Raw genomic sequence first — 22,892 nt, forward strand, 5'->3', positions numbered from 1 at the left:
TGACTCGAACCTCAATATCTGACACTTCTAATTGATTGGTATCGAAAGAGTATAAATTTTTGCATTCTCTACAATACGACCTCCTCCTTCTATAACATTTGGAAGGGAACTCCTTGTACCACTTTGTACTCCCACACATTCCACAGGTTTTGTACAAATCGCAAGATTGGCCTAACATTAAGACCACCACCCATGGCATTAAATTGGAAATAAATTCTTCCTATTAGTTATATTAATATCACAAATTTAATTGTTGGTCAATGAATTTTCTAACTTTTCTTCCAATATAGATTAGTCTGATTATTAAACAAAAGTATTAACATTTCAATGTTATTTAACCAATCTCCTTTAAAACTTCTTGTTTCTGGTGAAAATCAAGATTAAAGCAAAAGTATTGCAATATAATAAAAACGCATTGTTAATTGGAAAATAAAGAGAACAGTCATTTGACTGCTCCCTTCTCACCACTGAATATCTAATAAATTTAAGTCCATTATATTTAAAATCCAATAGGATGGGAATTTATTCAAAGCCTTTCTCAATTGCCTGTTCAAGATCTTTTCCATAAATCTGAACATAACGTTGGAGCATCTCAAGGTCACTATGACCAGTTAACCTCTGGAGAATAAACAAGTTTACTCCAGCTTCAACTTTTAACCGACAGAATGTCCTTCTGAAAGCGTGAGGACTTACAGAAACCTCGTCCTCAACCTTTGAAATCACTCCATAATGTTTTAACCGCTCTTGAACCGTTCGTGCGTTTATAGGGGCATTCTCTATGCTTATAAACAAGGCATCATTTTCGAGAACTCCCCGTTCTTCAACATATGCTTTTAAAACAGTCTTTAATCGCTTAGTCATTGGAACTCGTCTTGCATATCGGTTCTTTGCTTGTTGAATAATGACTTCCCCTTTACTGTCAAATGAAATGTCTTGAACCTTAAGTGAGCAAAGTTCTTTTAGTCTTAATCCAACATGAGCAAAAGTCAACATAATTGTAAGGTCACGAAGACCAACAAATTGGGTTATATCTGGAGCATTCAACAGCTTTTCCAATTGTCTTTTTGTGAATGTTGCTCCGACTGTATGACGCTTCTTCAATTGCGAAACTCCGTCAAAGGGGTTCTGGTCTATGTAGCTTTTCTTTAAACAGTAATTCATAAAGGTTCTTCCAGCTCTCATTCTTGCGTTAATTGAGGATACAGCTCTGTTTTGTTCCAACATAAACTCAACCCAACTCTCTACGTCTCCTGTCTTCATTGTCTTCATATCCCTCAATGGTATGTTAATTTCAATCATAGCTCTAAATAAACCCTTCAATTCCTTCTGATAGAATTTGACCGTATCTGGCGAAAGACCTTTGATTCTACAATGCTTAAAAAACTCCTCTGAAGCTTCAAGAAAACTCTTTGAAGGTTTCTCCTGTTTTTGAATTATCTGCTCCAATACTTTAACGCTTGTCGTTCCATTTCTTCTTGTCATGTTTATTTCCCTCCAATTGCGTGTTATTCGTTACGTGGTATCCGCAATTGAAAAGCACCCAAACAAAAAAGTTCCTATGCTTGTATAAAACTCATACAAACATAGGAACTCATTGAATCTATGATGCGCTCGGCGAGAATCGAACTCACATTTTAAGCTTCGGAGGCTTACGTGCTATCCGTTGCACCACGAGCGCTAAATTGTTGCGACTTACATATTATATGCCAGGTTCCGTCACATTGCAAGCAAAGAATTGTTTAAAATAGTCAGAAATGGTTATGCTGAATTAGGGAAAGTTGTCGAACATTTTTAAAGAGGTATTGTTTGACCTTTATTGACCATCAGTGTATGATAACTATACATATTACTTTTATCTTTACAATCAAAGGAGGAAGAAAAATGAATTTGATCCCTACAGTTATTGAACAAACAAACCGGGGCGAGCGTGCTTATGACATTTATTCCCGTCTGTTAAAAGACCGGATTATTATGCTTGGTAGTGCGATCGATGACCATGTGGCTAACAGCATTGTTGCACAATTATTATTCCTTGAAGCGGATAACCCTGAAAAAGATATTTCTTTATATATCAACAGCCCAGGCGGCAGCATCACCGCAGGTATGGCTATTTTTGATACCATGCAATTCATCAAACCAAAGGTACAAACTATTTGTATCGGTATGGCTGCATCCATGGGTGCATTCTTACTGGCAGCAGGTGAAAAAGGCAAGCGTTATGCGCTTCCAAATGCTGAAGTCATGATTCACCAGCCACTAGGCGGTGCACAAGGACAAGCAACTGAAATCGAAATTGCTGCAAAGCGTATCCTTTTCCTTCGCGAAAAATTAAATGGAATTTTAGCAGAACGGACTGGACAGTCGCTTGAAGTAATCAGCAAAGATACAGACCGCGACAACTTCATGACAGCAGAACGTGCAAAAGAATACGGTCTAATCGACCATATCATCACTCGTAATTTAATCGAAGATGAGAAAAATAAAAACAAATAAGTACAAAGAAGCAATCGGCATCCAGCCGGTTGCTTTTTTTGCTAAAAAACAAAAAAGGCCGGTTCCAATTGGCTCCGGTCCTCTTTCAGATCAATGTTCTTTTTGGATAAAATCAGCTAACGCTTCAATAGCGGATGCTTCATCATCGCCATCTGCTACTATATCAATCATGACACCTGAGCCAACGGCCAAGCTCATTAAGCCCATTATGCTCTTTGCATTTACTTTCTTGCCATCCTTCTCAAGGAAAATATCCGCAGAAAATCGGTTGGCTTCCTGAACAAAAAGAGCCGCAGGTCGTGCTTGAAGACCCGTTTTTAATTTTACTTCCACTTGTTTCACTAACATTACACAATTCCTCCTCATGGTTTTTTTACTCTATTTTTCTTGGAGCTTTGTACATAATTATTATTTTCAGGTTAGTCTTCACTCGATACATGTTATGTCTTTCACATGTTATCTTATACCTATGTTATTGTACTATAGGATAATCTACTCTCGAGTAACCATATCCCCTGCACGCAATTTCTCAGCAATCGCATCAATTTTTCTCAAGCGATGATTAATCCCTGATTTACTGATCGCACCACCGGAAACCATTTCCCCCAATTCCTTAAGGGTCACGTCGGTATAATTCAAACGGAGTTCTGCAATTTCTCTCAATTTTTCTGGTAAAATTTGCAGCCCGACCGTTGCATTGATATAGCGGATATTCTCGACCTGCCGAATCGAAGCACCGATCGTTTTATTAAGGTTGGCGGTCTCACAATTTACGAGACGATTGACTGAATTCCGCATATCTCGAACAATCCTTACGTCTTCGAAGCGAAGAAGGGCGTTATGGGCACCTGCAACATTTAAAAACTCGGTAATTTTTTCCGCTTCTTTTAAATAGTTGATATACCCTTTTTTGCGCTCGAGAGTTTTGCTATTTAGTCCAAATGTATTCATCAATTCGCATAAAGAGTCATTATGTTCTTTATAGAGCGAAAAAATTTCCAAATGATACGAAGATGTTTCCGGGTTATTGACGGAACCGCCAGCTAGAAATGCACCGCGTAGATAAGAACGCTTACAACATTTCTTTTTTACAAGCTCTGGTGAAATATCATGGATGATGGTAAAACCCTCACCAATAATTTTTGTATCCTCGAGAATTTCTTTAGCCAGATGGGATAATCGGACAATATAGACGTTGTTCTTTTTCAGACGCATCTTTTTCCGAACAAGCAACTCTACCTGGACATCGTAACTCTTTTTTAATAATGTGTAGATTCTTCTGGCAATCGCAGCATTTTCGGTTTGAATATCAACAACTAACTTACGATTTGAGAATGAAAGGGAACCATTCATCCGGATTAAAGCGGATAGTTCCGCTTGAATGCAGCACGTTTTCACTTCCAAGTTAGTTAATTCTTTTTTCGTTTCCGAAGCGAAAGACATCCCTTCACCCCCCTTAAAAAAACAAAGCGTTTTTAGTAAGTACTATATTTACGTTTCATAACGCTTTTTGGTTTCAATTAAAAGCAAATTATATAAAATTTTTGCAACCTTCTTCGGATCATGTCTTAGCGCACCATTTTCCTGATAAGCGATGTCCGCATGAACGACTTCTAGTCCTAATTCAAAAAGGCGCGGCAGATCATATAGAACAGGGTCAGCCAGTTCTTCATTATATCGGAGCTGAATATCCTGTGGTATCTCTTCATTATTTACAAGAATCGTATTAATAAAAGCACAGCTCATATGATCATATAAGGCCTTTACATGATCACTCGCAGTAAAGCCATGGGTTTCCCCAGCCTGAGTCATCAAATTACAAATATACACCTTTTTGGCGTGTGACTGGCACAACTCATCCCCGATTCTCGGAACGAGCAGGTTTGGCAGAATACTTGTATATAGGCTCCCTGGGCCAATGATAATTAAATCAGCCTGACGGATGGCTTGAATGGTCTCTGGTAAGGGACGAATATTTTCCGGCGTCATAAACACTTTTTTAATTCTCTTACCCGAGTATGGAATTTTTGATTCCCCTGAGACAATCGTTCCGTCTTCCATTTCAGCATGAAGGACGACACTCTGATTTGCTGCAGGCAGAACTTTACCATGAACATTTAAGATCTTACTCATTTCCTGAATCGCGTGAACAAAATTACCCGTGATTGAGGTCATTGCCGCCAAGATTAAATTTCCTAGCGAGTGTCCGGAAAGCTCATTCGATGTTTTAAACCGATGTTGAAACATTTCTTCAACGAGCGGTTCGACATCTGATAAGGAGGCTAACACATTGCGAATATCTCCAGGAGGTGGAATATGCAAGTCTTCACGCAAGCGTCCTGAACTGCCGCCGTCATCCGCGACTGTCACAATGGCGGTAATATCAACAGGAAACTGTTTTAATCCACGCAATAAAACTGGCAATCCTGTTCCCCCGCCAATGACGACAATTCGAGGCTGTCCGTAAATGCTCATGTTGTTTTTTCCTTTCTCCTCTCAATGTCACGATGGGATATACATGTCTTATAGTCTTGTTGGAAAAATTTACCTAGATGTTCAGCAAGCGTCACTGAACGGTGCTGTCCGCCTGTACATCCAATCGCAATCACTAACTGCGCTTTTCCTTCTCTTTTATAATGAGGCAGCATGAAAGAAAGCAGGTCGGTTACTTTTTCCAAAAACTTATGCGTTTCATTCCACTTTAATACATAACTGGAAACATCCTCATCAAGCCCCGTTTTAGGTCTCATATGCTCGATATAATGAGGATTTGGTAAGAAACGTACATCAAACACAAGGTCCGCATCAATAGGAATTCCATACTTAAAGCCAAATGACATGACATTGACAGTAAAGAGTGATTGTTTATTCGCCGTAAATTCCGTTAATATTTTCTCACGAAGTTCCCGCGGTTTCATCTGGGAAGTATTGTAAATCAATTGGGCCCTGCCTTTAAGTTCTTCAAGAAGTTCACGCTCCAGCGTAATTCCTTCAAGTGGCAGGCCTGTCGGTGCTAACGGATGCGACCGCCTTGTTTCTTTATATCTGCGCACTAATGTTGAATCATCCGCATCTAAAAATAAGATCTGCGGGGCCACCCACGAAGTTTCTGCCAATTCATCCAATGCTTTAAATAGATGATCAAAGAATTCTCTTCCTCGCAGGTCCATAACAAGGGCAACTTTATTCATCTTATTCCCGGATTCCTTCATAAGTTCGAGGAATTTTGGAAGCAATGTTGGAGGCAAATTATCGACACAGAAGAAACCTAAATCTTCAAAACTTTGAATGGCTACAGTTTTTCCTGCACCAGACATTCCTGTAATAATCACCATTTGAATGTCACTTGCAGCACCGGTACTCATTATTAATTCCCCCTATTAGTTAGCTTGGATCTAATCGATAACTGATTAGTTGAAAGTCTTTTGTATAAGTAAAAGTACCGTAAATAATTCCTTTTCCATGAATCATATAATCAAGAATATGATAATCGCCAGCAGCCATTGGCAAATTTTTCAATTGATCAATCATTTGCCATTCAAGCTTACCTTCCTCAGATTCGTCTAAATCGATGCCGTCCGCATCAGTTGCTACAAACGTAAACATCATCCACTCGGAAAGAAGCTGGTCGTTTTCTTTCATAATCATTGTAAAAATCCCTTTTAGCTGTGGATTTTTCAAATAGATTCCCGTTTCTTCACGATATTCCCTGATGCAAGAGTCTCGAACCGATTCGCCCGGCTCCATTTTCCCACCAGGAGCAACCCACCAGCCGCGGCGTGGTTTTTGCAGCAGCAATATTTTTTCGTCTCTTATCAATACACAATTGGTGACACGCTGCACAACATTCACCCTCTTAATAAAGCATACATGTTTTTAGCAGTCTTCGAAAAAGCATTCGCTTGTCCTTTTTGAAAAAGGACCTTTTCAAATTCTACTCGAATTACAAAAGAACCCTCTATAACTTTAAATTCATTCTTTTTATTATACTATTTTTAGGATACAGCCACAATGAATACAAATTTGATATTTCTGTAATTATTATTATAGTTAGTCACTATTGCTAACATACTTTTTATTAATATACTTACGAGCAGATCCGCCTAAAAAAATAGCACAGGCTACGGGCCTGTGCATGAAAGGAATATATTTTTTAAAGGGGGTCAATTACTACTTTTATCATACCCTAACAATATTTCACTACTGTTACAAGAGAATTAAAACAGAGTTACGTTTTTGTAAAAACAATGGAAGATTTTTTAGCTTCTGCTTTTCTGTTTTAATTCTTCTTTAAGCTCCTCAACAAAATGCTGGGCACTTTGAGCAGCAATACTTCCATCTCCCGTTGCTGTCACAATCTGGCGTAACGTTTTTTCTCGAATATCACCAGCTGCAAAAATTCCCGGTACCTTCGTTTCCATGCGGTCATTTGTTTCGATATAGCCATTTTCATTGGTAATTCCTAGTCTTGTAAATGGTTTCGATAATGGCACCATGCCGATATAAATAAAGACTCCGTCAGCCGGTAATACTTGCTCTTCGCCATTCTCTGTGGAAACCAATGTCACACTTCCAACTTTGCCATCTTTGTCATTAATTGACTTAATCGTGTGATTCCAAATAAAATCCACTTTCTCATTGGCAAAAGCACGGTCCTGGAGGATTTTTTGGGCACGTAGCTCATCACGGCGATGGACGATAGTTACTTTGGAAGCAAAACGGGTTAAATAAACCCCTTCTTCCACGGCAGAGTCCCCGCCGCCAATCACATAAAGCTCTTTTGCTTTAAAGAAGGCCCCATCACATACAGCACAATAGGATACACCGCGGCCGCCCAGTTCTTTTTCACCTGGAACACCAATTTTCTTATACTCTGCACCCGTAGTAATGATAACTGCGTAAGCTTTATATTGTTTTGACCCGGCAACGACGATTTTATAGTCGCCGTGATCAATGATTTCCTTAATATCGCCATAAGCATATTCTGCGCCAAACTTTTTCGCATGTTCGAACATCTTTGTTGATAAATCCGGACCTAAAATACTTTCAAAGCCAGGATAATTTTCAACGTCCTCGGTATTGGCCATCTGCCCGCCCGGCATCCCGCGCTCAATCATTAGTGTCGATAGGTTCGCACGAGATGTATAAACAGCCGCTGTCATCCCCGCAGGGCCAGCACCGGCAATAATGACGTCATAAATTTTTTCTTCAGACATATTTTGTCACTCCTTTATAGAAAAGCGGAAGCGCCTTGGTCAGGGGCGACAAGCATAAGACGAGCCGGCCGGAAGGTTGTTCTTTACCTTCTCGTCGGATTGGCTTAGACCATAGAGCCCCTAGGCGCTGCAGCTAGACAGTAATATAAAAAAATACGATTAAGTATATTGTTCCCTTACTTAATCGTATATAACAATCGTTTTATCGTCCACCAATATGCTTAATTCAAATAGCTATTCACTATTTTTACATATTTGCCAATCGTTGCTGTGGAAATCCCATAGCGTTCAGCAACTTCCTGCTGGGATACCTTTTCACTGCGCAGCTTGTGCCACATATACTCAACTGCACCAGCCCAGGCTCGTTTATTTTTCAAACGAAGCTTAGCTTTGGAAACCTCGACATACACGGAAAACCACATGAGGTATAACCCAGCCTCAATGGTGCCAATTGGTTGATGGGTTTCATAAAAAAGCTCGGCAATTTCTTGTGCATCCGAAGTTTTGGATGGTTTTCCCGATCTGATTAACGAGATATAATCCTTTTCCAAGGCCGTAAATTTTTGGTTTTTAAAAAGCCGTTTAGAGGTGATAATTTCCTCTTTTTTACTTGAAACGGTCGTTAGGAAAAGGGCAAATAAGCGCTCTTCTACATAGTCGCTTTCAAGCTTTTGAAAAATAGATCCGGAAAGGTCCTCAAAACCATTAGCTGATGCGTTTTCTTTATTCCACGGTTCAGAGCCTTCTTTGTCAGGATTAAGGTCCAGCACCTTTTTCCAGATGCTTTTTGCAAAATTTTCATGGCCTGTGAAATAGGCCGAATAAGAAAGCCAATAATAATACGGACCATCGCCATCAAAGCCATGTTTATATAATTTTTTCAGCCATAAATAGGCAAGTTCATATTCACCAACCAATGCAAACGAGGCACCCAGCTTAAATTGCTGTTCACTAAGAAGCGGTTGAATTTTCTTCAATGTTGCAATCAACCCAGCCACATTCTTTAATTGGCCCTGATAATGAGCAAATACAAGTCTGTTACAAAGAGCATGGAGATTTCCCGGATTTCGCTCCAACACATCGTCTAAGATGGATTCCGCCTTTTCTGTTTTGCCTAGATAGAAATAAGCGAGCGCCAAGTTATTGTAAGCAGACCAGTACTCTGGATAATCTTTGACCACATCATTTAACAGCTCAATTGCTTTTGGAAAGTAACCTGACTCCAGCAGGTCACGAGCTTGTTCTTGTTTGACAATCAGGTCATCTTGCGGATAAAGTTCATCCTCAAGATCCTCTGACTCAAATGTTAATACATCAAGTAAATCCTCTGTATCTTCGCTAAAATCACCATCCGGATCTAGCTGTAAATACAGCTTGGCGTGGTGATAAGCATCTTTAAAAAATCCCAAATGGGCATAATTATTCGCCAAAAAGTAATGGCATTCCACCATTTCTTGATCTAGTTCTTCAAGGATGAGGTGCAAGAGCCGGTTGGAATTTTCAAACTCGCCAAGTTCTGTTGACACGATCGCCAACTGGCATATAATCATCGGTTCACCCGGCTCAAGCTGCATCGCTCGCCCAAGATATTTTTTTGCTTTTATAAAATCACGTCGATGGAATGCCTTTAAACCCTTCGTGAAATAATATTCCCCCGTAGGAACAAATGAAAGTAATTTTCCCATATGCATTCTTGCTTTCGCGTCTTTACCCATGAAGTCCTCCACATTTTTAACATAACTAAGGTAGTATACCACATCATGGAGTTGTTCGAGAAGGGATTGTAATGGGGGAGTTTCGGATTGTTTTAGAAAGATACGGAGAAATGGAAATGTTTTTACAATTTCCGTCGAATTCATCTAACTTTTGTATAATTATCGGTGCGTTTTGTAAAATAAGCTCTCAGTTTTGTATAATAGTAGCCTATTTGTAAAATTACTCTTCAGTTTTGCTCAATGCAGTATTAAATAAAAAAAACCGGTCTTTTTACGACCGGTCCTTGTGTCTTTCCTCTAATGTCCTCAAAATATCTTTGAATGGGAGGCCTTGTTCCACAAGCAATACCTGCAAGTGATAAAGCAAATCTGCCGCTTCCCATCTTAGCTCCTCAGGGTCACGGTTTTTAGCAGCGATAATCACTTCGGCCGCTTCTTCGCCGACTTTTTTCAAAATCTTATCGACGCCTTTTTCAAAAAGATAGGTTGTGTATGCCCCTTCTGGCCGCTCACGTTCACGTTCGACGATCACTTTTTCAAGCGATTGCAGGATCTGATAATCGGCCAAGCTCGAAGTCCCCTTAAATCCACGTTCAGAAAAACAACTCACCGCACCCGTATGGCAGGCAGGACCTTTTGGATAGACAAGCACTAATAATGCATCTTGATCACAGTCATAGTTGATGCTAACAACCGTTTGCGTATTGCCGCTTGTCGCTCCTTTATGCCATAATTCCTGACGAGAACGGCTGAAAAACCAGGTTTCTCCCGTTTCAATTGTTTTCGCGAGTGATTCCTCGTTCATATATGCGAGCGTTAATACTTCTTTCGTTCCAGCATCCTGGATAATGGCCGGCACTAATCCTTTTTCATCAAACCGTACATTCATCGAACCGTCACTCCTTTTTCCCGTAAATAGGTTTTTACTTCATGAACTGATGTCTCTTTATAGTGAAAGATAGATGCAGCAAGGGCAGCGTCTGCCTTCCCAGCACTAAATGCCTCCTCAAAATGTTCCGAATTCCCTGCTCCGCCCGAAGCGATGACTGGAATCGGAACGGCTTCACTAACCGCCTTTGTCAGTTCTAGATCAAATCCATTTTTCTCGCCGTCACTGTCCATACTGGTTAATAGAATTTCACCTGCTCCAAGCTCGGCTGCTTCCTTTGCCCACTCAACCACTAGTTTGTCTGTAGGAGTCCGCCCGCCGTGCGTAAACACACGCCATGTCCCAATTTCTTCATCAAATTTCGCATCAATCGCTACGACGATACATTGCGAACCGAAGTAACTGGCACCTTCTTTAATGACCTCTGGATTCAAGACGGCAGCTGTGTTCAGTGACACTTTATCTGCCCCGGCCCGAAGAATTCTCTTCATATCTTCCAAGGCATTGATTCCCCCGCCAACCGTAAACGGAATCGCCAGTTCGGAAGCGACAGCCTTCACTACTTCCACCATCGTTTTTCTACCTTCAACCGATGCTGAGATATCTAGGAAAACAAGCTCGTCTGCACCTTGCTCGTCGTAAAATCGTGCCAATTCAACCGGGTCCCCCGCATCCCGCAGCTGGACAAATTGAATGCCTTTTACCACTCGACCGTCCTTTACATCAAGGCAGGGAATGATTCGTTTTGTTAATGTCATATACTCTCACCTTCCAATGCCTCTTTTTGCAGGGAATACTATGTAAACTCCTGTGTTATACTCCTGCCAGTTCCAATGCTTCCTTCAGGGTAAAACGATTTTCGTATAGCGCCTTACCTACAATTGCACCGCTTATGCCGTTTTTCGCTATCGCCTTTAAATCTGCAAGACTGCTTACCCCGCCGGAGGCAATAACATTTTTTCCAGTCACTTTTGCCATTTCACAAACCGCGGCAATATTAGGACCTGCAAGTGTCCCATCTGTGGCAATATCGGTAAAAATAAACGTCTCAGCACCTGCTTCTGCAAAGCGCTTGCCGAGATCGACAGCTTTTAGTTCTGATGTATCCAGCCATCCGTGTGTGGCGACATAGCCATTTTTCGCATCAATGCCAACCGCAATTTTCCCACCGTATTTCTTTATCATCTCAATTGCAAACTCTGGATTCGATACAGCAATGCTTCCGATGATGACCCGATCCACACCATTTTCAAGGTAGTGAATGATGTCCTCTTCCGAACGAATCCCGCCGCCAATTTGAATTTTTACATCAAGTTTGTTGGCCGCTTCAATCACGAACCGGTCATTAACCCGCTTGCCATCCTTTGCCCCGTCAAGGTCCACCATGTGGATCCAATCTGCGCCGTCAGCGGCAAAACTCTTGGCCATATCAAACGGTGAGTTCCCGTAAATCGTTTCTTGATCATAGTCCCCTTGGAGGAGACGGACACAATTGCCGCCCCGCATATCAATTGCCGGATATATTGTTAAACTCATCGGACTGTCTTCCTTTCCTCCACCATTTGTAAAAAATTACCTAGAAGAGCCATCCCAAGCTTGCTGCTTTTTTCTGGATGAAATTGCATCCCCATCACATTGTCTCTGCCAACAACTGCTGAAACTTGTTCGTGATAATCCGCCTTTGCCAGTAAAACATCGCTGTTATTTGCATCCACATAATAGGAATGGACGAAATACACATAATCCTCTTCTACATTTTTCAACAGAGGTGAGTTGTTAACAAATTCAAGCCGATTCCAGCCCATGTGAGGAACCTTGTAAGTCGCTCCCTCAGGTGTTCGGCCTGGAAAGCGGCGAACACTTCCTGGTAACAATCCTAACCCTTTCGTTGGACCATTTTCCTCACTTTGCTCAAACAACAGCTGCATCCCAAGGCAGATACCGAGGAGCGGTTTACCCGTTGCCACAAATTCCTTGATTGTCTCCACTGGCAAGAGTTCCATCGCATCACGAAAGGAACCAACCCCAGGAAGAATCAATCCATCAGCTTGAAGCAATTCCTTCTTATTGGCGGAAATAAAATAATCAGCGCCCAGTCGCTCAAGTGCTTTACTCACGCTAAACAAATTCCCCATCCCATAATCAACAATGCCAATCATCGAAAACATCCCTTTCCTGGTGCCTTTTCATGGTGCCTGACACCCAAATTTCTTGCCTTCTGTTTGATGGTGCCTGTCACCAAGGTTTTTATAAAATCCCTTTTGTCGATGGCACGCCTTTGATGCGTGGGTCGATGGTCGTTGCTTCGTCTAGGGCACGTCCGAGTGCTTTAAAGACGGCTTCGATCATATGGTGTGTATTTTGTCCGTAATGTACGATAACATGAAGATTCATCCGAGCCTCTAATGCAAGCTTCCATAAAAATTCATGAACAAGCTCGGTGTCAAAGGTGCCCACTTTTTGTCCTGGAAACTCGGCTCGCATTTCAAGATGCGGGCGATTACTAAGATCGACGACTACCTGTGCTAAAGCTTCATCCATCGGTACAAAGGCATTCCCGTAGCGCTTAATTCCGCGCTTGTCCCCCAGTGCTTCACGAAGCGCCTGCCCTAAACAAATGCCAATATCTTCTGTTGTATGGTGATCGTCTACTTCTGTATCACCATTCGCATTAACTGTAAGGTTGAATTGCCCGTGCTTTGTGAATAAATCAAGCATATGCGTCATGAATGGGACACCCGTTTCAAGATTGGACTGTCCGTCACCATCTACTTCTAATTTCAATTGTATTTGCGTTTCATTTGTATTTCGTTCAACACTTGCGATTCTTTCCACGAACGGGACCTCCTTATTTTATGAAAGCTATAACTTTCCGTCATTTTTCAAACGAATTTCCACTGCCCTCGCATGGGCCTCGAGCCCTTCCATCCGGGCGAACTCAGCAATTTTTGCGCCATTCTCGGTTAAAGCCTTTTCACTGTAGATAATCACGCTCGATTTCTTTTGAAAATCGTCCACATTTAGTGGACTGGAAAAGCGAGCGGTTCCGTTTGTCGGCAGGACATGATTGGGACCTGCAAAATAGTCTCCCACGGGTTCGGAGCTGTAACGACCAATAAAGATCGCTCCTGCGTGACGAATTTTCCCAAGTAACTCAATGGCATTTTCTGTGATGACTTCTAAGTGTTCAGGTGCTAATTGGTTTACGGTTTCCACTGCTTCGTCCATATCTGCTGTTACGTAAATCACACCATAATCGGCAATCGAGCGGGCGGCGATGTCTTTTCGTGGCAGAAGTTCCAGCTGCTTTTCGACTTCCAAAGCAACTGCTTCGGCTAGAGTTATCGATGGAGTAACGAGAACACTGCAGGCCCGCGGGTCGTGCTCAGCTTGTGATAGCAGGTCAGCCGCCAATTCGTCCGCCTTTGCCGTGTCATCTGCCAAAATGGCAATCTCACTTGGACCGGCGATCATGTCGATGTCCACATCCCCGAAAACCTCTCGTTTTGCCAGCGCCACAAAGATATTTCCCGGACCGGTAATTTTATCAACGGAGCGAATCGATTCTGTTCCATAGGCGAGTGCTGCAATCGCCTGAGCCCCGCCAACCTTATAGATTTCTTCGACGCCGGCTTCCTTTGCAGCCACAAGTACCGCTGCTGGCAATTGACCTTGGTCGTCAGGAGGTGATACCATCACAATCCGTTTTACACCAGCGACTTTCGCCGGAATCACATTCATTAGGACGGATGATGGATAGGCAGCTGTTCCACCTGGCACATACACGCCAACCGAATCAAGCGGCGTTATTTTTTGACCAAGAACGGTTCCATTTTCTTCGGTGGTCATCCATGATGGCCGGAGCTGCTTTTCATGAAATGCTCGAATATTTTCTGCTGCTTCCTGGACGATCGAGATAAAACGCTGATCGATCTGCTGATAGGCTGCCTCGATTTCTTTATCTGTTACGGAAAAAGAAGACAAGTTCACACGGTCGAATTTTTCGGTATACTCTCTTAACGCTTCGTCACCGCGAGTGCGAATCTCCGCAATAATTTTTTTGACAACCTCCTGCTGTTCTGAGGTTCCCGCTTCAATCGAACGTTTAATCGAAATCAGTTCACTCACTTTTAGTATTTTCATGTTAATAATCCCCCACTGAAACTACTTCACTAAGTCGTGTCACTAAATCGTCGATCTGATTGTCTTTGATCCGATAGCTGACAGGATTGACGATCAGCCGCGATGTTACATCGACAATTCTCTCGTACTCGACGAGACCGTTTTCCCTCATCGTCCGTCCAGTCGACACAATATCGACGATTCGATCTGATAAACCAATGATTGGGGCCAGTTCGATCGAACCATTTAATTTAATAATCTCGACTTGTTCCCCCTGCTCACGAAAATAAGCCTCGGCCACATTCGGATATTTAGTGGCCACTCTCGGTGCAACATCATTCACTTTCGTATTGGGAAGACCCGCTACTGCCAAATAACAGGCGCTGATGCGTAAATCGAGAAGCTCGTAGACATCGCGCTCTTCCTCAAGCAATACATCCTTGCCGGCAATACCAATATCCGCAACGCCATGCTCGACATAGGTAGGAACGTCTGTCGGTTTCGCTAAGATAAACCTTAGTCCCTCATTTTCAACCTCAATAATTAATTTTCGGGAATCATCGAATTCCGGCGGAAGCTGATAACCAGCTTTCCTAAGCAGTTCGGCCGCTTCTTCAAAAATCCGCCCCTTCGGCATCGCAATCGTTAGTACATTATTCATCGGCACGCCCTCCTAATAAGTAGGTAGTATCCGCAAATTTCTTTGTATAGGCATCCAGATTTTTGACACCATTGATATCCTGAAGCACTGTCCTCTTACCTTGTTGATGCATTTTTTCGGCTAATTGAAAGGCTTCTCTTCGTCGCTCCTGGCTGAAAAAGATGCAGGTCACTGTGTTTTCGATATCATAGCTTCCGAGTGCCTCTAAAAGTCGATCAAGGTGAACCCCAAACCCGGTCGCACTTGCTTTTTTTCCAAATTTTTCTATTAAGCTATATCGACCGCCATTCCCAATTGGAAAGCCAACCTTCCCTGCGTAAACTTCAAATAAAATCCCAGAATAGTAGCTCATATGGCTGACGATGGTTAAATCAAATTTGACTTGATCCTGTACACCGTAATCATTTATACAATCCCATAATTCCTTTAGTTGTAAAATAGCTTGCTTTCCTTTTTCATTTTCTATTAGGTCGAGTGCTGTTCCAATTATTTCCACTCCGCCCCTAAGGTCAAGGAACTGCAGTAGTCTTTGCTTATCAATAGATGATAGCGATAGGGAGTTTACATGCTCACGGTAGCCGACATAATTTTTTTCATAGAGAAATCTTCTTAACGAATCGGCCCGCTCATCTGTGCCGAGGATTTGTAAAAATAATTCCTGGGCAAAGCCAATATGGCCGATAGATACTTGGAACTCCGATAATCCTGCTTTTTTCAATGAAGAAATAAGTAATGATATGACCTCTCCATCACAAGAAACCGTTTCGTCATTCAAGCATTCTACACCGATTTGCTCAAACTCAGCAGGCCGGCCGCCTTCACGTTGCTGCGCCCGGAAAACGTTCGCAGAGTATGCTAACCTAAGCGGCATGTCATCCTGCAATAGTTTCGATGCTGCTACTCTGGCAATCGGTGCTGTCATGTCAGGCCTCAAAACGAGCGTATGACCCTCTTTGTCAAGCAATCTAAAAAGCTGGGCATCCTGAATGGCTGATGCGGTTCCAACGGTTTCATAGTATTCCAGTGTAGGTGTTTCAATAAATTGGCAGCCCCAAAGTTTGATCGTATCCTCCATTAAGGTCCGAACACGATGTTTCTTTTCATATAACTCCGGCAGCGTGTCTCTCATGCCTAAAGGCTTTTCAAACATAAACAAGCGACTCATCCTGCTCATCCTTTATCGTTAGATTACTTTGTTTTTATATTGCATATTTTTTAAATGCTTTAGTCTGCTAATGTGATAATGAATTAAAGTATTTTTAGTTTACCTCTAGGGAACCTTTTCGTCAATGAAATTTTGAAGGAATTGACCAAATCTAGATAGTTTTCCCGCCAAACTCTGATTGAATTCCGCCAAAACTCAGAAAATTTTTGTTATAGCTTTGGAATTCGATTTGACCCGGAAGAGATTCCCGCCAAAGTTTGAGGGATTCCCGCCAAACTTGGATAGGATTCCCGCCAAACTTTAGTGGATTTCCGCCAATAAGACCATGAATTCCGCCAATTTCCTGATTTATTCCGCGAAAGAGTAATTTAAGAGTAAGTTTACTACAAAAAAAGCCTGGTTGCGAAACCAGACTTCAGCTATGCAGAAAATGTTATTTTTTCTGACCATAAATCGAATCATCGGCCCAGCGATCGGCCAATTCTTCCTTTGTGTAAATAAGCCGCATCGGATTCCCGCCAACAAAACATCCAGGAGGAACATCCTTATGAACTAAAGTTCCCGCCGAGACAATCGCCCCATCACCAATCGTCACGCCTGGAAGTATAGTCGAATTTGCACCGATCATCACTTCACTGCCAATAACAACCGGACCCAGCCGGTATTCTTTAATTAAATACTCATGCGCAAGAATGGTCGTGTTATAGCCGATGACGGTATTGCGGCCGACGCTGATTTTTTCTGGGAACATGACATCCAGCATGACCATTAAGGCAAAGGAGGTCTGCTCGCCCACTTTAAGGCCCAGAAAAACACGATAGAGCCAATTCTTCATCCCCAAGAATGGCGTATAGCGTGCCAGTTGGATCACAATAAAATTTCTGACAACCTTCCAAAAAGGCACAGTCTTGTAGACGTGCCATAAGGAATTTGCCCCTTCAACAGGGTAGCGGGTCGTATTTCTCACTCATTTCACTCCCCGAGAATGGTTAATAAGTCAGCCATGTTCTCTAGAATATATTCTGGTTCGTACTTTGCAATATACTCTCTACCTTTAATCGACCACGCACAGCCAGCCGTTACAGTCCCAGCATTTTTGCCTGCTAAAATATCGTGGTAATTATCGCCGACCATCATCGTCTCTTCAGGCGAAGAATCGAGCTGTTCTAATGCTTTAAAAATTGGTTCTGGGTCTGGCTTGGTCTTGCTGACATGTTCGTAAGCAACAATCACCTCAAAGAATGGTTCAAGGTTCATCAGACGCAGACCCTTCATTGTCACATCATGACGTTTCGTCGTTACAACTCCGAGCTTATACCCTTTTTCTTTTAAGGACCGAACTGTTTCCGTTACACCGATAAATTCCTTCACTAGCCTATCATGATTGGCAATGTTAAAGGCGCGGTATTCTAAAATCATTTCCTCGACCTGATCAGGGTCGATACTGCCAAACGCCTCGTGCAGCGTAGGTCCGAGAAATGGCAGGACATCCTCACGCTGGTACTTGCTTGGGTAGTATTTTTCCAGTGTGTGCAGGTACGTCGTAATAATTAATTCATTCGTATCAATTAATGTTCCGTCTAAATCAAATAGAATCGTAGTAATTTTGTTAGTCATAGGTTGCTTCCTTTCTTTTCACAAGCCCCGAGCGTTTCCAAATCGTACCGACAATTAGGGTCAACACAATTGCAACCCCGATCCGGATGAGAAACAACGGCAAGACTGGAATACCAAGCGGAATAAAGATTAACGTATCCTCGACAACCGCATGGCAGGCCATTAGAAAAATAAACGCCAGGGTTATATCCTTTTTGCTGACTCCATCTTCTTTAACTGCCTGAATCATCACACCGGCACCATAGGCTAAGCCGAACAACAGGCCGGCTGCCATCGTGGTCGAAGTGTTCTCCTGCATGCCCAAGGTTTTGGTAACCGGAGCCATCGTCTTTGAAAATTTATTTAACCATTGTATGTCTTTTAAAATTTGAATCACGACCATTAACGGTATGACAATCATTGCTAGCTGAAAAATGCCCAGCCCTGCTTTTTGAATGGCTTCGAGGAGAATTCCGCCGACTCCCACAGCAGGTTCGGCACTCTGCTCAATAAATCCATATTGAGCGGTCTCTCCGCCGCCATGCCAGACAAGATTAATCACTGCTGCGGAAAGCAAGGCAAGACCTGGTCTTGTGACGAGAACAATCCACAGCTTTACACCGGCTTTCATGGCAACGCCTGATTCAATAAATAAATTATGTGAAAATGACAGCATTACTGCTAAAATAAATACTTCTTTTACCGAAAAATCAAGCGTTAAAATTGCTCCAATCGCCGCATAAAGGTTGAGAAAATTCCCAAGTACAAGCGGAATGGCCGCATCCCCTGACAAGCCAATTAGCTTCATAAGCGGGGAAATCACTTTAATGATCCATGGCAGTACGGGTGTATACTGCAGTACTGCCACAATCAGGGTCACAGGAAAGATAATTTTTCCCAATGCCCATGTTGTTTTAAAGCCAACCAGCAACCCCTTTTTTAATGAATTAAATAGCATTTCCCCCATACTCTCCTTTAAAGATTCCGATTAGAGATTCTCTTGGTCTAAATAACGTCTCTCCGTAATCTGCTTTGTTCGACGATAAATGAGAATGGCTAGTGCACCAATCACCAATGCAATCGATATCGTTTGCGCCATCCGAAGACTTCCAAGCATTAAACTATCGGTCCTTAATCCTTCGATAAAAAAGCGGCCGATCGAATACCAAATCACATAGGTTAGGAACAGTTCCCCGCGCCGGAAATTGACTCGACGTAAGAAAATTAATAGGAAAAAGCCTGCAAAGTCCCAGAGAGATTCGTAAAGGAACGTTGGATGATAATAGGTTCCGTTAATATACATTTGATCAATAATAAATGTAGGCAAGTGTAAGTTTTCTAGGAAAGTTCTTGTTACTTCTCCGCCATGGGCTTCCTGGTTCATGAAATTACCCCAGCGGCCAATTGCCTGTCCGAGAATAATACTTGGTGCGGCAATGTCTGCAATCTTCCAGAAAGATAGGCCGCGTTTTTTGGAAAACACATAGGCGGTCAGGACGGAGCCAATTAATGCACCGTGAATGGCGATGCCTCCATTCCAAATTTGCGGGATATCCGCCGGATGTTTGACATAATATTCCCATTCAAAAATCACATAATAAATTCGGGCCGAAATAATCGCAATCGGAATGGCCCATAGCATTAAATCTGCAAACGTGTCTTTATCAAGTCCCCTTCGATTACCTTCCCTTATGGCAAGGTACAAGGCAAGTGCCAGACCTGATCCAATAATAACCCCATACCAATGCACCGAAATAGGCCCAAGTGTAAAGGCAATCGGATTTAGCGGTTGAATAGTTTCGTTCATCTGTCTATCTCCTTTTCCCCTTTAAATCTCTTCATGGTCACCGTCTTCAATGACATCGGACAAGCGCTCGGTAAATTGTTGCGCTGCATTCACACCCATTCGTTTCAGACGGAAATTCATGGCCGCTACTTCAATAATAACAGCGAGATTTCGTCCCGGACGAACGGGGATGGTTAACTTAGGTACATCCGTGTCGATAATTTTCATTGTCTCTTCATCCAAACCAAGACGGTCATACTGTTTTTTGGAGTCCCAAATTTCTAAATTCATAACGAGCGTGATGCGTTTATTACTACGGACCGCACCTGCACCGAACAGTGTCATCACATTGATAATCCCTAAACCGCGGATTTCTAGTAAATGCTCGATTAAATCCGGAGACGTCCCAACTAAGGTATCCTGGTCTTCCTGACGAATTTCAACGCAATCGTCCGCGATGAGACGATGACCGCGTTTGACTAATTCTAATGCGGTTTCACTTTTACCAACACCGCTTTTTCCGGTAATTAACACACCAATCCCATAAACATCCACTAAGACACCATGGACCGCCGTCGTTGGCGCCAGCCTGCTCTCTAAGTAATTGGTTAGGCGGCTGGAGAAACGGGTCGTTTTCATGCCCACACGTAGAACAGGAACTGATTCACGCTCTGATGCTTCAATCAGCTCTATGGGTACCTCAATATCTCTGGTGACAATAATCGCTGGAGTGATATCGGTACATAAACGTTCCATTCTTGAAATCCGTTCGTTTTCGGAAAGCATTTCAAAAAATGATAGTTCTGTTTTTCCTAAGAGTTGAATACGTTCCGCGGGATAAAATTCAAAATATCCAGCAATTTCAATTCCTGGACGGGAGATGTCACTCATAGTAATCGGGCGGTTAATTCCTTCTTCACCGCTGACCAATTCAAGTTTAAATTTCTCTACTATATCTTTGGTACGAACTTTCGGCATGGAAACATCCTCCTTAATTAGAAAAGCGTAAGGCGCCTGCCTATCGGCGATATAGGGAGACTTTTCGATGGCAAGCGTAGCGTTGCCAGAGAATTAGTCTCCCTTAATGCGTACATAAAGCGTTAGCTTTATGTAGCCAAGCATAAGACGAGCCGTCATGAAGGTTGCTCTTTAACCTTCATGACGGATTGGCTTATGACCTCGAGCCGATGGCGCCTGGAGCTAGACAGCAATAAATTTTGAAAACATAAAAATTCCATTTCCATTCATTTTAGCATTTTTTAATGAATAACCATACTTTCCTGTCTAAAAAATTGATTTGGATATTTTTTTCAAAAAAAAAAAGAGTGCACACCTATTAGGTGAACACCCTTACCATTAATCCTTCGATTTCCTTGATGGTTGCAAAAGCGTTTTTTGAATAATCAAGTTTACAATTGACATAAGTACAGCGAAAAAGAATGCCATGCCAAAACTAGAAATCTCAAAGGCGTCACCCATCAAATAGTCCGTCAGTTCAAGCGTAATGGCATTGATGACAAATAGAAACAACCCTAAGGTTAAAACTGTTACTGGCAAAGTAAATAAAACCAGGAGCGGGCGCACCAAAACATTTAATATAGACAATAAAATGCTTGCCTGAAGTGCAGCGCTAAATCCAGTTAATTGAAAGCTTTCGTGAAAATAACCCGCAAGTGCCATAAATAAAACCGCATTAATTAAACATCCAATCAGCCATCTCATTTTCGGCTCTCCTAGTTATACATCTTGTGATCTATGAATTGCGATGGAACCAGTTTTTGTGTCAGCATAGATTTTCACCATTTTATCAGGATGATTAATAGATTGGAAGCGGAGCGATTTCTGAATCATTTCGCTTTTCTCCTCCAGTATCTGCACACCGACTAGCTGCAGATTAAAACCGCCAAGATTGGTCTTAAGCTCCCCATTTACTGGCAACGCTTCAGGGACGAATAGGTCGATCCCGCCAGTGGTCGCTTTTACTTGTATTACTTCTGCGCGATTTCCGCTGATATTATAGCTGATGTTTCCATTAAAGGATTGCGTTTCTACATTTTTGAAATCACCATCAAGTTTGATTCCCCCGTTAATGGTCTCTGCCTCAAGATCATCAATTTGACTGTTGATAATCTTGATTTTTCCGTTCGCTGTTTCAACCTCTGCTTTTTTACCTTTTATCCGTTCAAGGTTTATTTTCCCATTTGCGGTTTTCACCCTTAGGTCAGCTACATTCATTTCTTCCCCTAATACAGTGCCATTAAACATCCTAATACGCACGCGCTCATACTCAGATTTTGGCACATAAATAACGGATTCAACTTTCATCCACTTTTGCTGAGTCATAAAACGTAATTTTTGATTCTCAACAGAAAAAACGACATCTCTTAAAAAGTTCTGCCGCGCTTGGTCTGAGTTTTCCACCCTAAATACCTTCGCCTGGCACTCAATTCGTACATCCGGCTGGTCCCATGCAGCAATCTTTATGGACCCGTTAGCTACATCAATGTCCATATTTGTCAGGTCGACATCACCTTGGTGGAAAATATGTGAGATTTCGATGGATTGGCCAAAGTTCAAATCAAAATCAAAATCTTTGATTTTTTTCAATGCCGTATCGACAAAATCAAAAATTTTCTCCTTTGTCGATTGGTATTTCGCCTGTAAAGGGTCTTCCTTTTTCGTTTCTTCAAAATTCACAGCTGTCGAGAGTTCATTCACAATCTGCTCTTGCTTTTGCTCCATCGTCTGCTGGGCTTTTTCGAGTTCATCAAGCAATGTTACTGCTTCATCCACGGTCAACTTGCCTTCTTCAACCATTTTTAAAATCCGCTTTTTTTCTTCTTTCATCTTCTTTTCCACCCCAGAATCATAAATTTGTCTCACTTTATGCTTATTCAGAAACTAAGACCTTTACGCCTTTGATAATGTTCCAGATGACGACAACAAGCCAGATAATCAAAAGGACAACCATACTTATAATCGTAAAAGCAGGCACCCTGTCTTGAATAGTGGCGAAATCATAGTAGATACCGAATACAATAAATGGTGTTGGAATGAGTGGAATTAAATGCGATAGTAGTGATTTTTTGGCATGTCTTTTTGTGACTTCATCTCCCGTCGCGATAAACACGATCAGCGGAAAAATGAACCCAGCGAAAAAAATACTAAAATAGCACAAGCTTGAAAGAACCTTTCTCGTTTCCATTTTTGCGCCCAACTCCTTTATCTTTTATTTACGAAATGGGAGAG

General features: G+C 42.1%; 25 protein-coding genes and 1 tRNA gene. 1 reads left to right on the forward strand and 25 read right to left on the reverse strand.

What is annotated here, in order from left to right:
- Positions 1-522 precede the first annotated feature (522 nt).
- Positions 523-1,482 carry a tyrosine-type recombinase/integrase gene (locus J7E63_RS11055; RefSeq protein WP_215011992.1) on the reverse strand — a complete coding sequence of 320 codons (960 nt, stop codon included), beginning with the start codon at positions 1,480-1,482 and terminating at the stop codon, positions 523-525.
- Between the two features lie 124 nt (positions 1,483-1,606).
- Positions 1,607-1,678: transfer RNA gene (locus J7E63_RS11060), tRNA-Arg, on the reverse strand.
- Between the two features lie 203 nt (positions 1,679-1,881).
- Here J7E63_RS11060 and clpP point away from each other — a divergent pair.
- Complete coding sequence (clpP, locus tag J7E63_RS11065) at positions 1,882-2,493, forward strand: ATP-dependent Clp endopeptidase proteolytic subunit ClpP (protein ID WP_088089556.1); 612 nt, start codon at positions 1,882-1,884, stop codon at positions 2,491-2,493.
- Between the two features lie 90 nt (positions 2,494-2,583).
- Here the strand turns inward: clpP and J7E63_RS11070 are convergent, their stop codons facing one another.
- From J7E63_RS11070 to J7E63_RS11180, 23 genes are all read right to left on the reverse strand, one after another.
- Positions 2,584-2,841, reverse strand: coding sequence for an HPr family phosphocarrier protein (locus J7E63_RS11070; RefSeq protein ID WP_066258757.1), 258 nt, complete (start codon positions 2,839-2,841; stop codon positions 2,584-2,586).
- Positions 2,842-2,985: 144 nt separating this feature from the next.
- A complete protein-coding gene (gene whiA, locus J7E63_RS11075; protein ID WP_215005548.1) occupies positions 2,986-3,936 on the reverse strand; it encodes a DNA-binding protein WhiA in 951 nt (316 codons plus the stop codon).
- Positions 3,937-3,984: 48 nt separating this feature from the next.
- Positions 3,985-4,968 carry a gluconeogenesis factor YvcK family protein gene (locus J7E63_RS11080; RefSeq protein WP_215011994.1) on the reverse strand — a complete coding sequence of 328 codons (984 nt, stop codon included), beginning with the start codon at positions 4,966-4,968 and terminating at the stop codon, positions 3,985-3,987.
- Positions 4,965-5,858 (reverse strand): RNase adapter RapZ, encoded by an 894-nt coding sequence (rapZ, locus tag J7E63_RS11085; RefSeq protein ID WP_088089558.1) that lies wholly within the window; start codon positions 5,856-5,858, stop codon positions 4,965-4,967. Before rapZ ends, J7E63_RS11080 begins: the two co-directional genes overlap by 4 nt.
- A gap of 19 nt (positions 5,859-5,877) precedes the next feature.
- The gene (locus J7E63_RS11090) at positions 5,878-6,336 is read right to left on the reverse strand and encodes an NUDIX hydrolase (RefSeq protein WP_088089559.1); all 459 of its coding nucleotides are present in this window, start codon (positions 6,334-6,336) and stop codon (positions 5,878-5,880) included.
- Positions 6,337-6,752: 416 nt separating this feature from the next.
- Positions 6,753-7,709, reverse strand: coding sequence for a thioredoxin-disulfide reductase (gene trxB, locus J7E63_RS11095; RefSeq protein ID WP_215011996.1), 957 nt, complete (start codon positions 7,707-7,709; stop codon positions 6,753-6,755).
- Positions 7,710-7,930: 221 nt separating this feature from the next.
- The gene (locus J7E63_RS11100; RefSeq protein WP_215011997.1) at positions 7,931-9,424 is read right to left on the reverse strand and encodes a tetratricopeptide repeat protein; all 1,494 of its coding nucleotides are present in this window, start codon (positions 9,422-9,424) and stop codon (positions 7,931-7,933) included.
- Between the two features lie 271 nt (positions 9,425-9,695).
- Complete coding sequence (gene hisIE, locus J7E63_RS11105) at positions 9,696-10,313, reverse strand: bifunctional phosphoribosyl-AMP cyclohydrolase/phosphoribosyl-ATP diphosphatase HisIE (protein WP_088089562.1); 618 nt, start codon at positions 10,311-10,313, stop codon at positions 9,696-9,698.
- Entirely contained in the window at positions 10,310-11,071 is a 762-nt protein-coding gene (gene hisF / locus J7E63_RS11110; RefSeq protein WP_214715558.1) for an imidazole glycerol phosphate synthase subunit HisF, read from the reverse strand. The genes hisIE and hisF overlap by 4 nt, the downstream gene beginning before the upstream one ends.
- A 55-nt stretch (positions 11,072-11,126) precedes the next feature.
- A complete protein-coding gene (hisA, locus tag J7E63_RS11115) occupies positions 11,127-11,849 on the reverse strand; it encodes a 1-(5-phosphoribosyl)-5-[(5-phosphoribosylamino)methylideneamino]imidazole-4-carboxamide isomerase (RefSeq protein WP_214715557.1) in 723 nt (240 codons plus the stop codon).
- Positions 11,846-12,472, reverse strand: a complete 627-nt coding sequence (hisH, locus tag J7E63_RS11120) for an imidazole glycerol phosphate synthase subunit HisH (RefSeq protein ID WP_214715556.1) — start codon at positions 12,470-12,472, stop codon at positions 11,846-11,848. The genes hisA and hisH overlap by 4 nt, the downstream gene beginning before the upstream one ends.
- A gap of 88 nt (positions 12,473-12,560) precedes the next feature.
- A complete protein-coding gene (hisB, locus tag J7E63_RS11125) occupies positions 12,561-13,148 on the reverse strand; it encodes an imidazoleglycerol-phosphate dehydratase HisB (RefSeq protein WP_215011999.1) in 588 nt (195 codons plus the stop codon).
- 27 nt (positions 13,149-13,175) lie between these two features.
- Positions 13,176-14,456 carry a histidinol dehydrogenase gene (hisD, locus tag J7E63_RS11130; protein ID WP_215012001.1) on the reverse strand — a complete coding sequence of 427 codons (1,281 nt, stop codon included), beginning with the start codon at positions 14,454-14,456 and terminating at the stop codon, positions 13,176-13,178.
- 1 nt (position 14,457) lies between these two features.
- Positions 14,458-15,096 (reverse strand): ATP phosphoribosyltransferase, encoded by a 639-nt coding sequence (gene hisG / locus J7E63_RS11135; RefSeq protein WP_215012008.1) that lies wholly within the window; start codon positions 15,094-15,096, stop codon positions 14,458-14,460.
- Entirely contained in the window at positions 15,089-16,261 is a 1,173-nt protein-coding gene (locus J7E63_RS11140) for an ATP phosphoribosyltransferase regulatory subunit (protein ID WP_168245663.1), read from the reverse strand. Before J7E63_RS11140 ends, hisG begins: the two co-directional genes overlap by 8 nt.
- Before the next feature lie 433 nt (positions 16,262-16,694).
- A complete protein-coding gene (locus J7E63_RS11145) occupies positions 16,695-17,228 on the reverse strand; it encodes an acyltransferase (RefSeq protein ID WP_215012010.1) in 534 nt (177 codons plus the stop codon).
- A gap of 5 nt (positions 17,229-17,233) precedes the next feature.
- On the reverse strand, positions 17,234-17,878 hold the full coding sequence (gene ppaX, locus J7E63_RS11150) for a pyrophosphatase PpaX (RefSeq protein ID WP_215012012.1): 645 nt from the start codon (positions 17,876-17,878) through the stop codon (positions 17,234-17,236).
- Positions 17,871-18,815 carry a nucleoside recognition domain-containing protein gene (locus tag J7E63_RS11155; RefSeq protein WP_214715543.1) on the reverse strand — a complete coding sequence of 315 codons (945 nt, stop codon included), beginning with the start codon at positions 18,813-18,815 and terminating at the stop codon, positions 17,871-17,873. Before J7E63_RS11155 ends, ppaX begins: the two co-directional genes overlap by 8 nt.
- Positions 18,816-18,845: 30 nt before the next feature.
- Entirely contained in the window at positions 18,846-19,664 is an 819-nt protein-coding gene (gene lgt / locus J7E63_RS11160) for a prolipoprotein diacylglyceryl transferase (RefSeq protein ID WP_214715541.1), read from the reverse strand.
- A 21-nt stretch (positions 19,665-19,685) separates the two neighbouring features.
- The gene (gene hprK / locus J7E63_RS11165; RefSeq protein ID WP_214715539.1) at positions 19,686-20,621 is read right to left on the reverse strand and encodes an HPr(Ser) kinase/phosphatase; all 936 of its coding nucleotides are present in this window, start codon (positions 20,619-20,621) and stop codon (positions 19,686-19,688) included.
- 378 nt (positions 20,622-20,999) lie between these two features.
- Entirely contained in the window at positions 21,000-21,365 is a 366-nt protein-coding gene (locus J7E63_RS11170) for a phage holin family protein (RefSeq protein WP_214715537.1), read from the reverse strand.
- A gap of 15 nt (positions 21,366-21,380) precedes the next feature.
- Positions 21,381-22,490 (reverse strand): DUF4097 family beta strand repeat-containing protein, encoded by a 1,110-nt coding sequence (locus J7E63_RS11175; RefSeq protein ID WP_214715535.1) that lies wholly within the window; start codon positions 22,488-22,490, stop codon positions 21,381-21,383.
- Positions 22,491-22,533: 43 nt separating this feature from the next.
- Complete coding sequence (locus J7E63_RS11180) at positions 22,534-22,848, reverse strand: magnetosome magnetite crystal formation protein family (RefSeq protein ID WP_088089577.1); 315 nt, start codon at positions 22,846-22,848, stop codon at positions 22,534-22,536.
- Between the last annotated feature and the right edge of the window lie 44 nt (positions 22,849-22,892).

The organism is Bacillus sp. ISL-75, from assembly GCF_018613095.1.

What these genes read in the sequence shown, in the direction of transcription:
- J7E63_RS11055 (WP_215011992.1), bottom strand. Translation starts at nt 1,482, where the DNA reads ATGACAAGAAGAAATGGAACGACAAGCGTTAAAGTATTGGAGCAGATA.
- clpP (WP_088089556.1), top strand. Translation starts at nt 1,882, where the DNA reads ATGAATTTGATCCCTACAGTTATTGAACAAACAAACCGGGGCGAGCGT.
- J7E63_RS11070 (WP_066258757.1), bottom strand. Translation starts at nt 2,841, where the DNA reads ATGTTAGTGAAACAAGTGGAAGTAAAATTAAAAACGGGTCTTCAAGCA.
- whiA (WP_215005548.1), bottom strand. Translation starts at nt 3,936, where the DNA reads ATGTCTTTCGCTTCGGAAACGAAAAAAGAATTAACTAACTTGGAAGTG.
- J7E63_RS11080 (WP_215011994.1), bottom strand. Translation starts at nt 4,968, where the DNA reads ATGAGCATTTACGGACAGCCTCGAATTGTCGTCATTGGCGGGGGAACA.
- rapZ (WP_088089558.1), bottom strand. Translation starts at nt 5,858, where the DNA reads ATGAGTACCGGTGCTGCAAGTGACATTCAAATGGTGATTATTACAGGA.
- trxB (WP_215011996.1), bottom strand. Translation starts at nt 7,709, where the DNA reads ATGTCTGAAGAAAAAATTTATGACGTCATTATTGCCGGTGCTGGCCCT.
- J7E63_RS11100 (WP_215011997.1), bottom strand. Translation starts at nt 9,424, where the DNA reads ATGGGTAAAGACGCGAAAGCAAGAATGCATATGGGAAAATTACTTTCA.
- hisIE (WP_088089562.1), bottom strand. Translation starts at nt 10,313, where the DNA reads ATGAATGTACGGTTTGATGAAAAAGGATTAGTGCCGGCCATTATCCAG.
- hisF (WP_214715558.1), bottom strand. Translation starts at nt 11,071, where the DNA reads ATGACATTAACAAAACGAATCATTCCCTGCCTTGATGTAAAGGACGGT.
- hisA (WP_214715557.1), bottom strand. Translation starts at nt 11,849, where the DNA reads ATGAGTTTAACAATATATCCGGCAATTGATATGCGGGGCGGCAATTGT.
- hisH (WP_214715556.1), bottom strand. Translation starts at nt 12,472, where the DNA reads ATGATTGGCATTGTTGATTATGGGATGGGGAATTTGTTTAGCGTGAGT.
- hisD (WP_215012001.1), bottom strand. Translation starts at nt 14,456, where the DNA reads ATGAAAATACTAAAAGTGAGTGAACTGATTTCGATTAAACGTTCGATT.
- hisG (WP_215012008.1), bottom strand. Translation starts at nt 15,096, where the DNA reads ATGAATAATGTACTAACGATTGCGATGCCGAAGGGGCGGATTTTTGAA.
- J7E63_RS11140 (WP_168245663.1), bottom strand. Translation starts at nt 16,261, where the DNA reads ATGAGTCGCTTGTTTATGTTTGAAAAGCCTTTAGGCATGAGAGACACG.
- ppaX (WP_215012012.1), bottom strand. Translation starts at nt 17,878, where the DNA reads ATGACTAACAAAATTACTACGATTCTATTTGATTTAGACGGAACATTA.
- J7E63_RS11155 (WP_214715543.1), bottom strand. Translation starts at nt 18,815, where the DNA reads ATGCTATTTAATTCATTAAAAAAGGGGTTGCTGGTTGGCTTTAAAACA.
- lgt (WP_214715541.1), bottom strand. Translation starts at nt 19,664, where the DNA reads ATGAACGAAACTATTCAACCGCTAAATCCGATTGCCTTTACACTTGGG.
- hprK (WP_214715539.1), bottom strand. Translation starts at nt 20,621, where the DNA reads ATGCCGAAAGTTCGTACCAAAGATATAGTAGAGAAATTTAAACTTGAA.
- J7E63_RS11170 (WP_214715537.1), bottom strand. Translation starts at nt 21,365, where the DNA reads ATGAGATGGCTGATTGGATGTTTAATTAATGCGGTTTTATTTATGGCA.
- J7E63_RS11175 (WP_214715535.1), bottom strand. Translation starts at nt 22,490, where the DNA reads ATGAAAGAAGAAAAAAAGCGGATTTTAAAAATGGTTGAAGAAGGCAAG.
- J7E63_RS11180 (WP_088089577.1), bottom strand. Translation starts at nt 22,848, where the DNA reads ATGGAAACGAGAAAGGTTCTTTCAAGCTTGTGCTATTTTAGTATTTTT.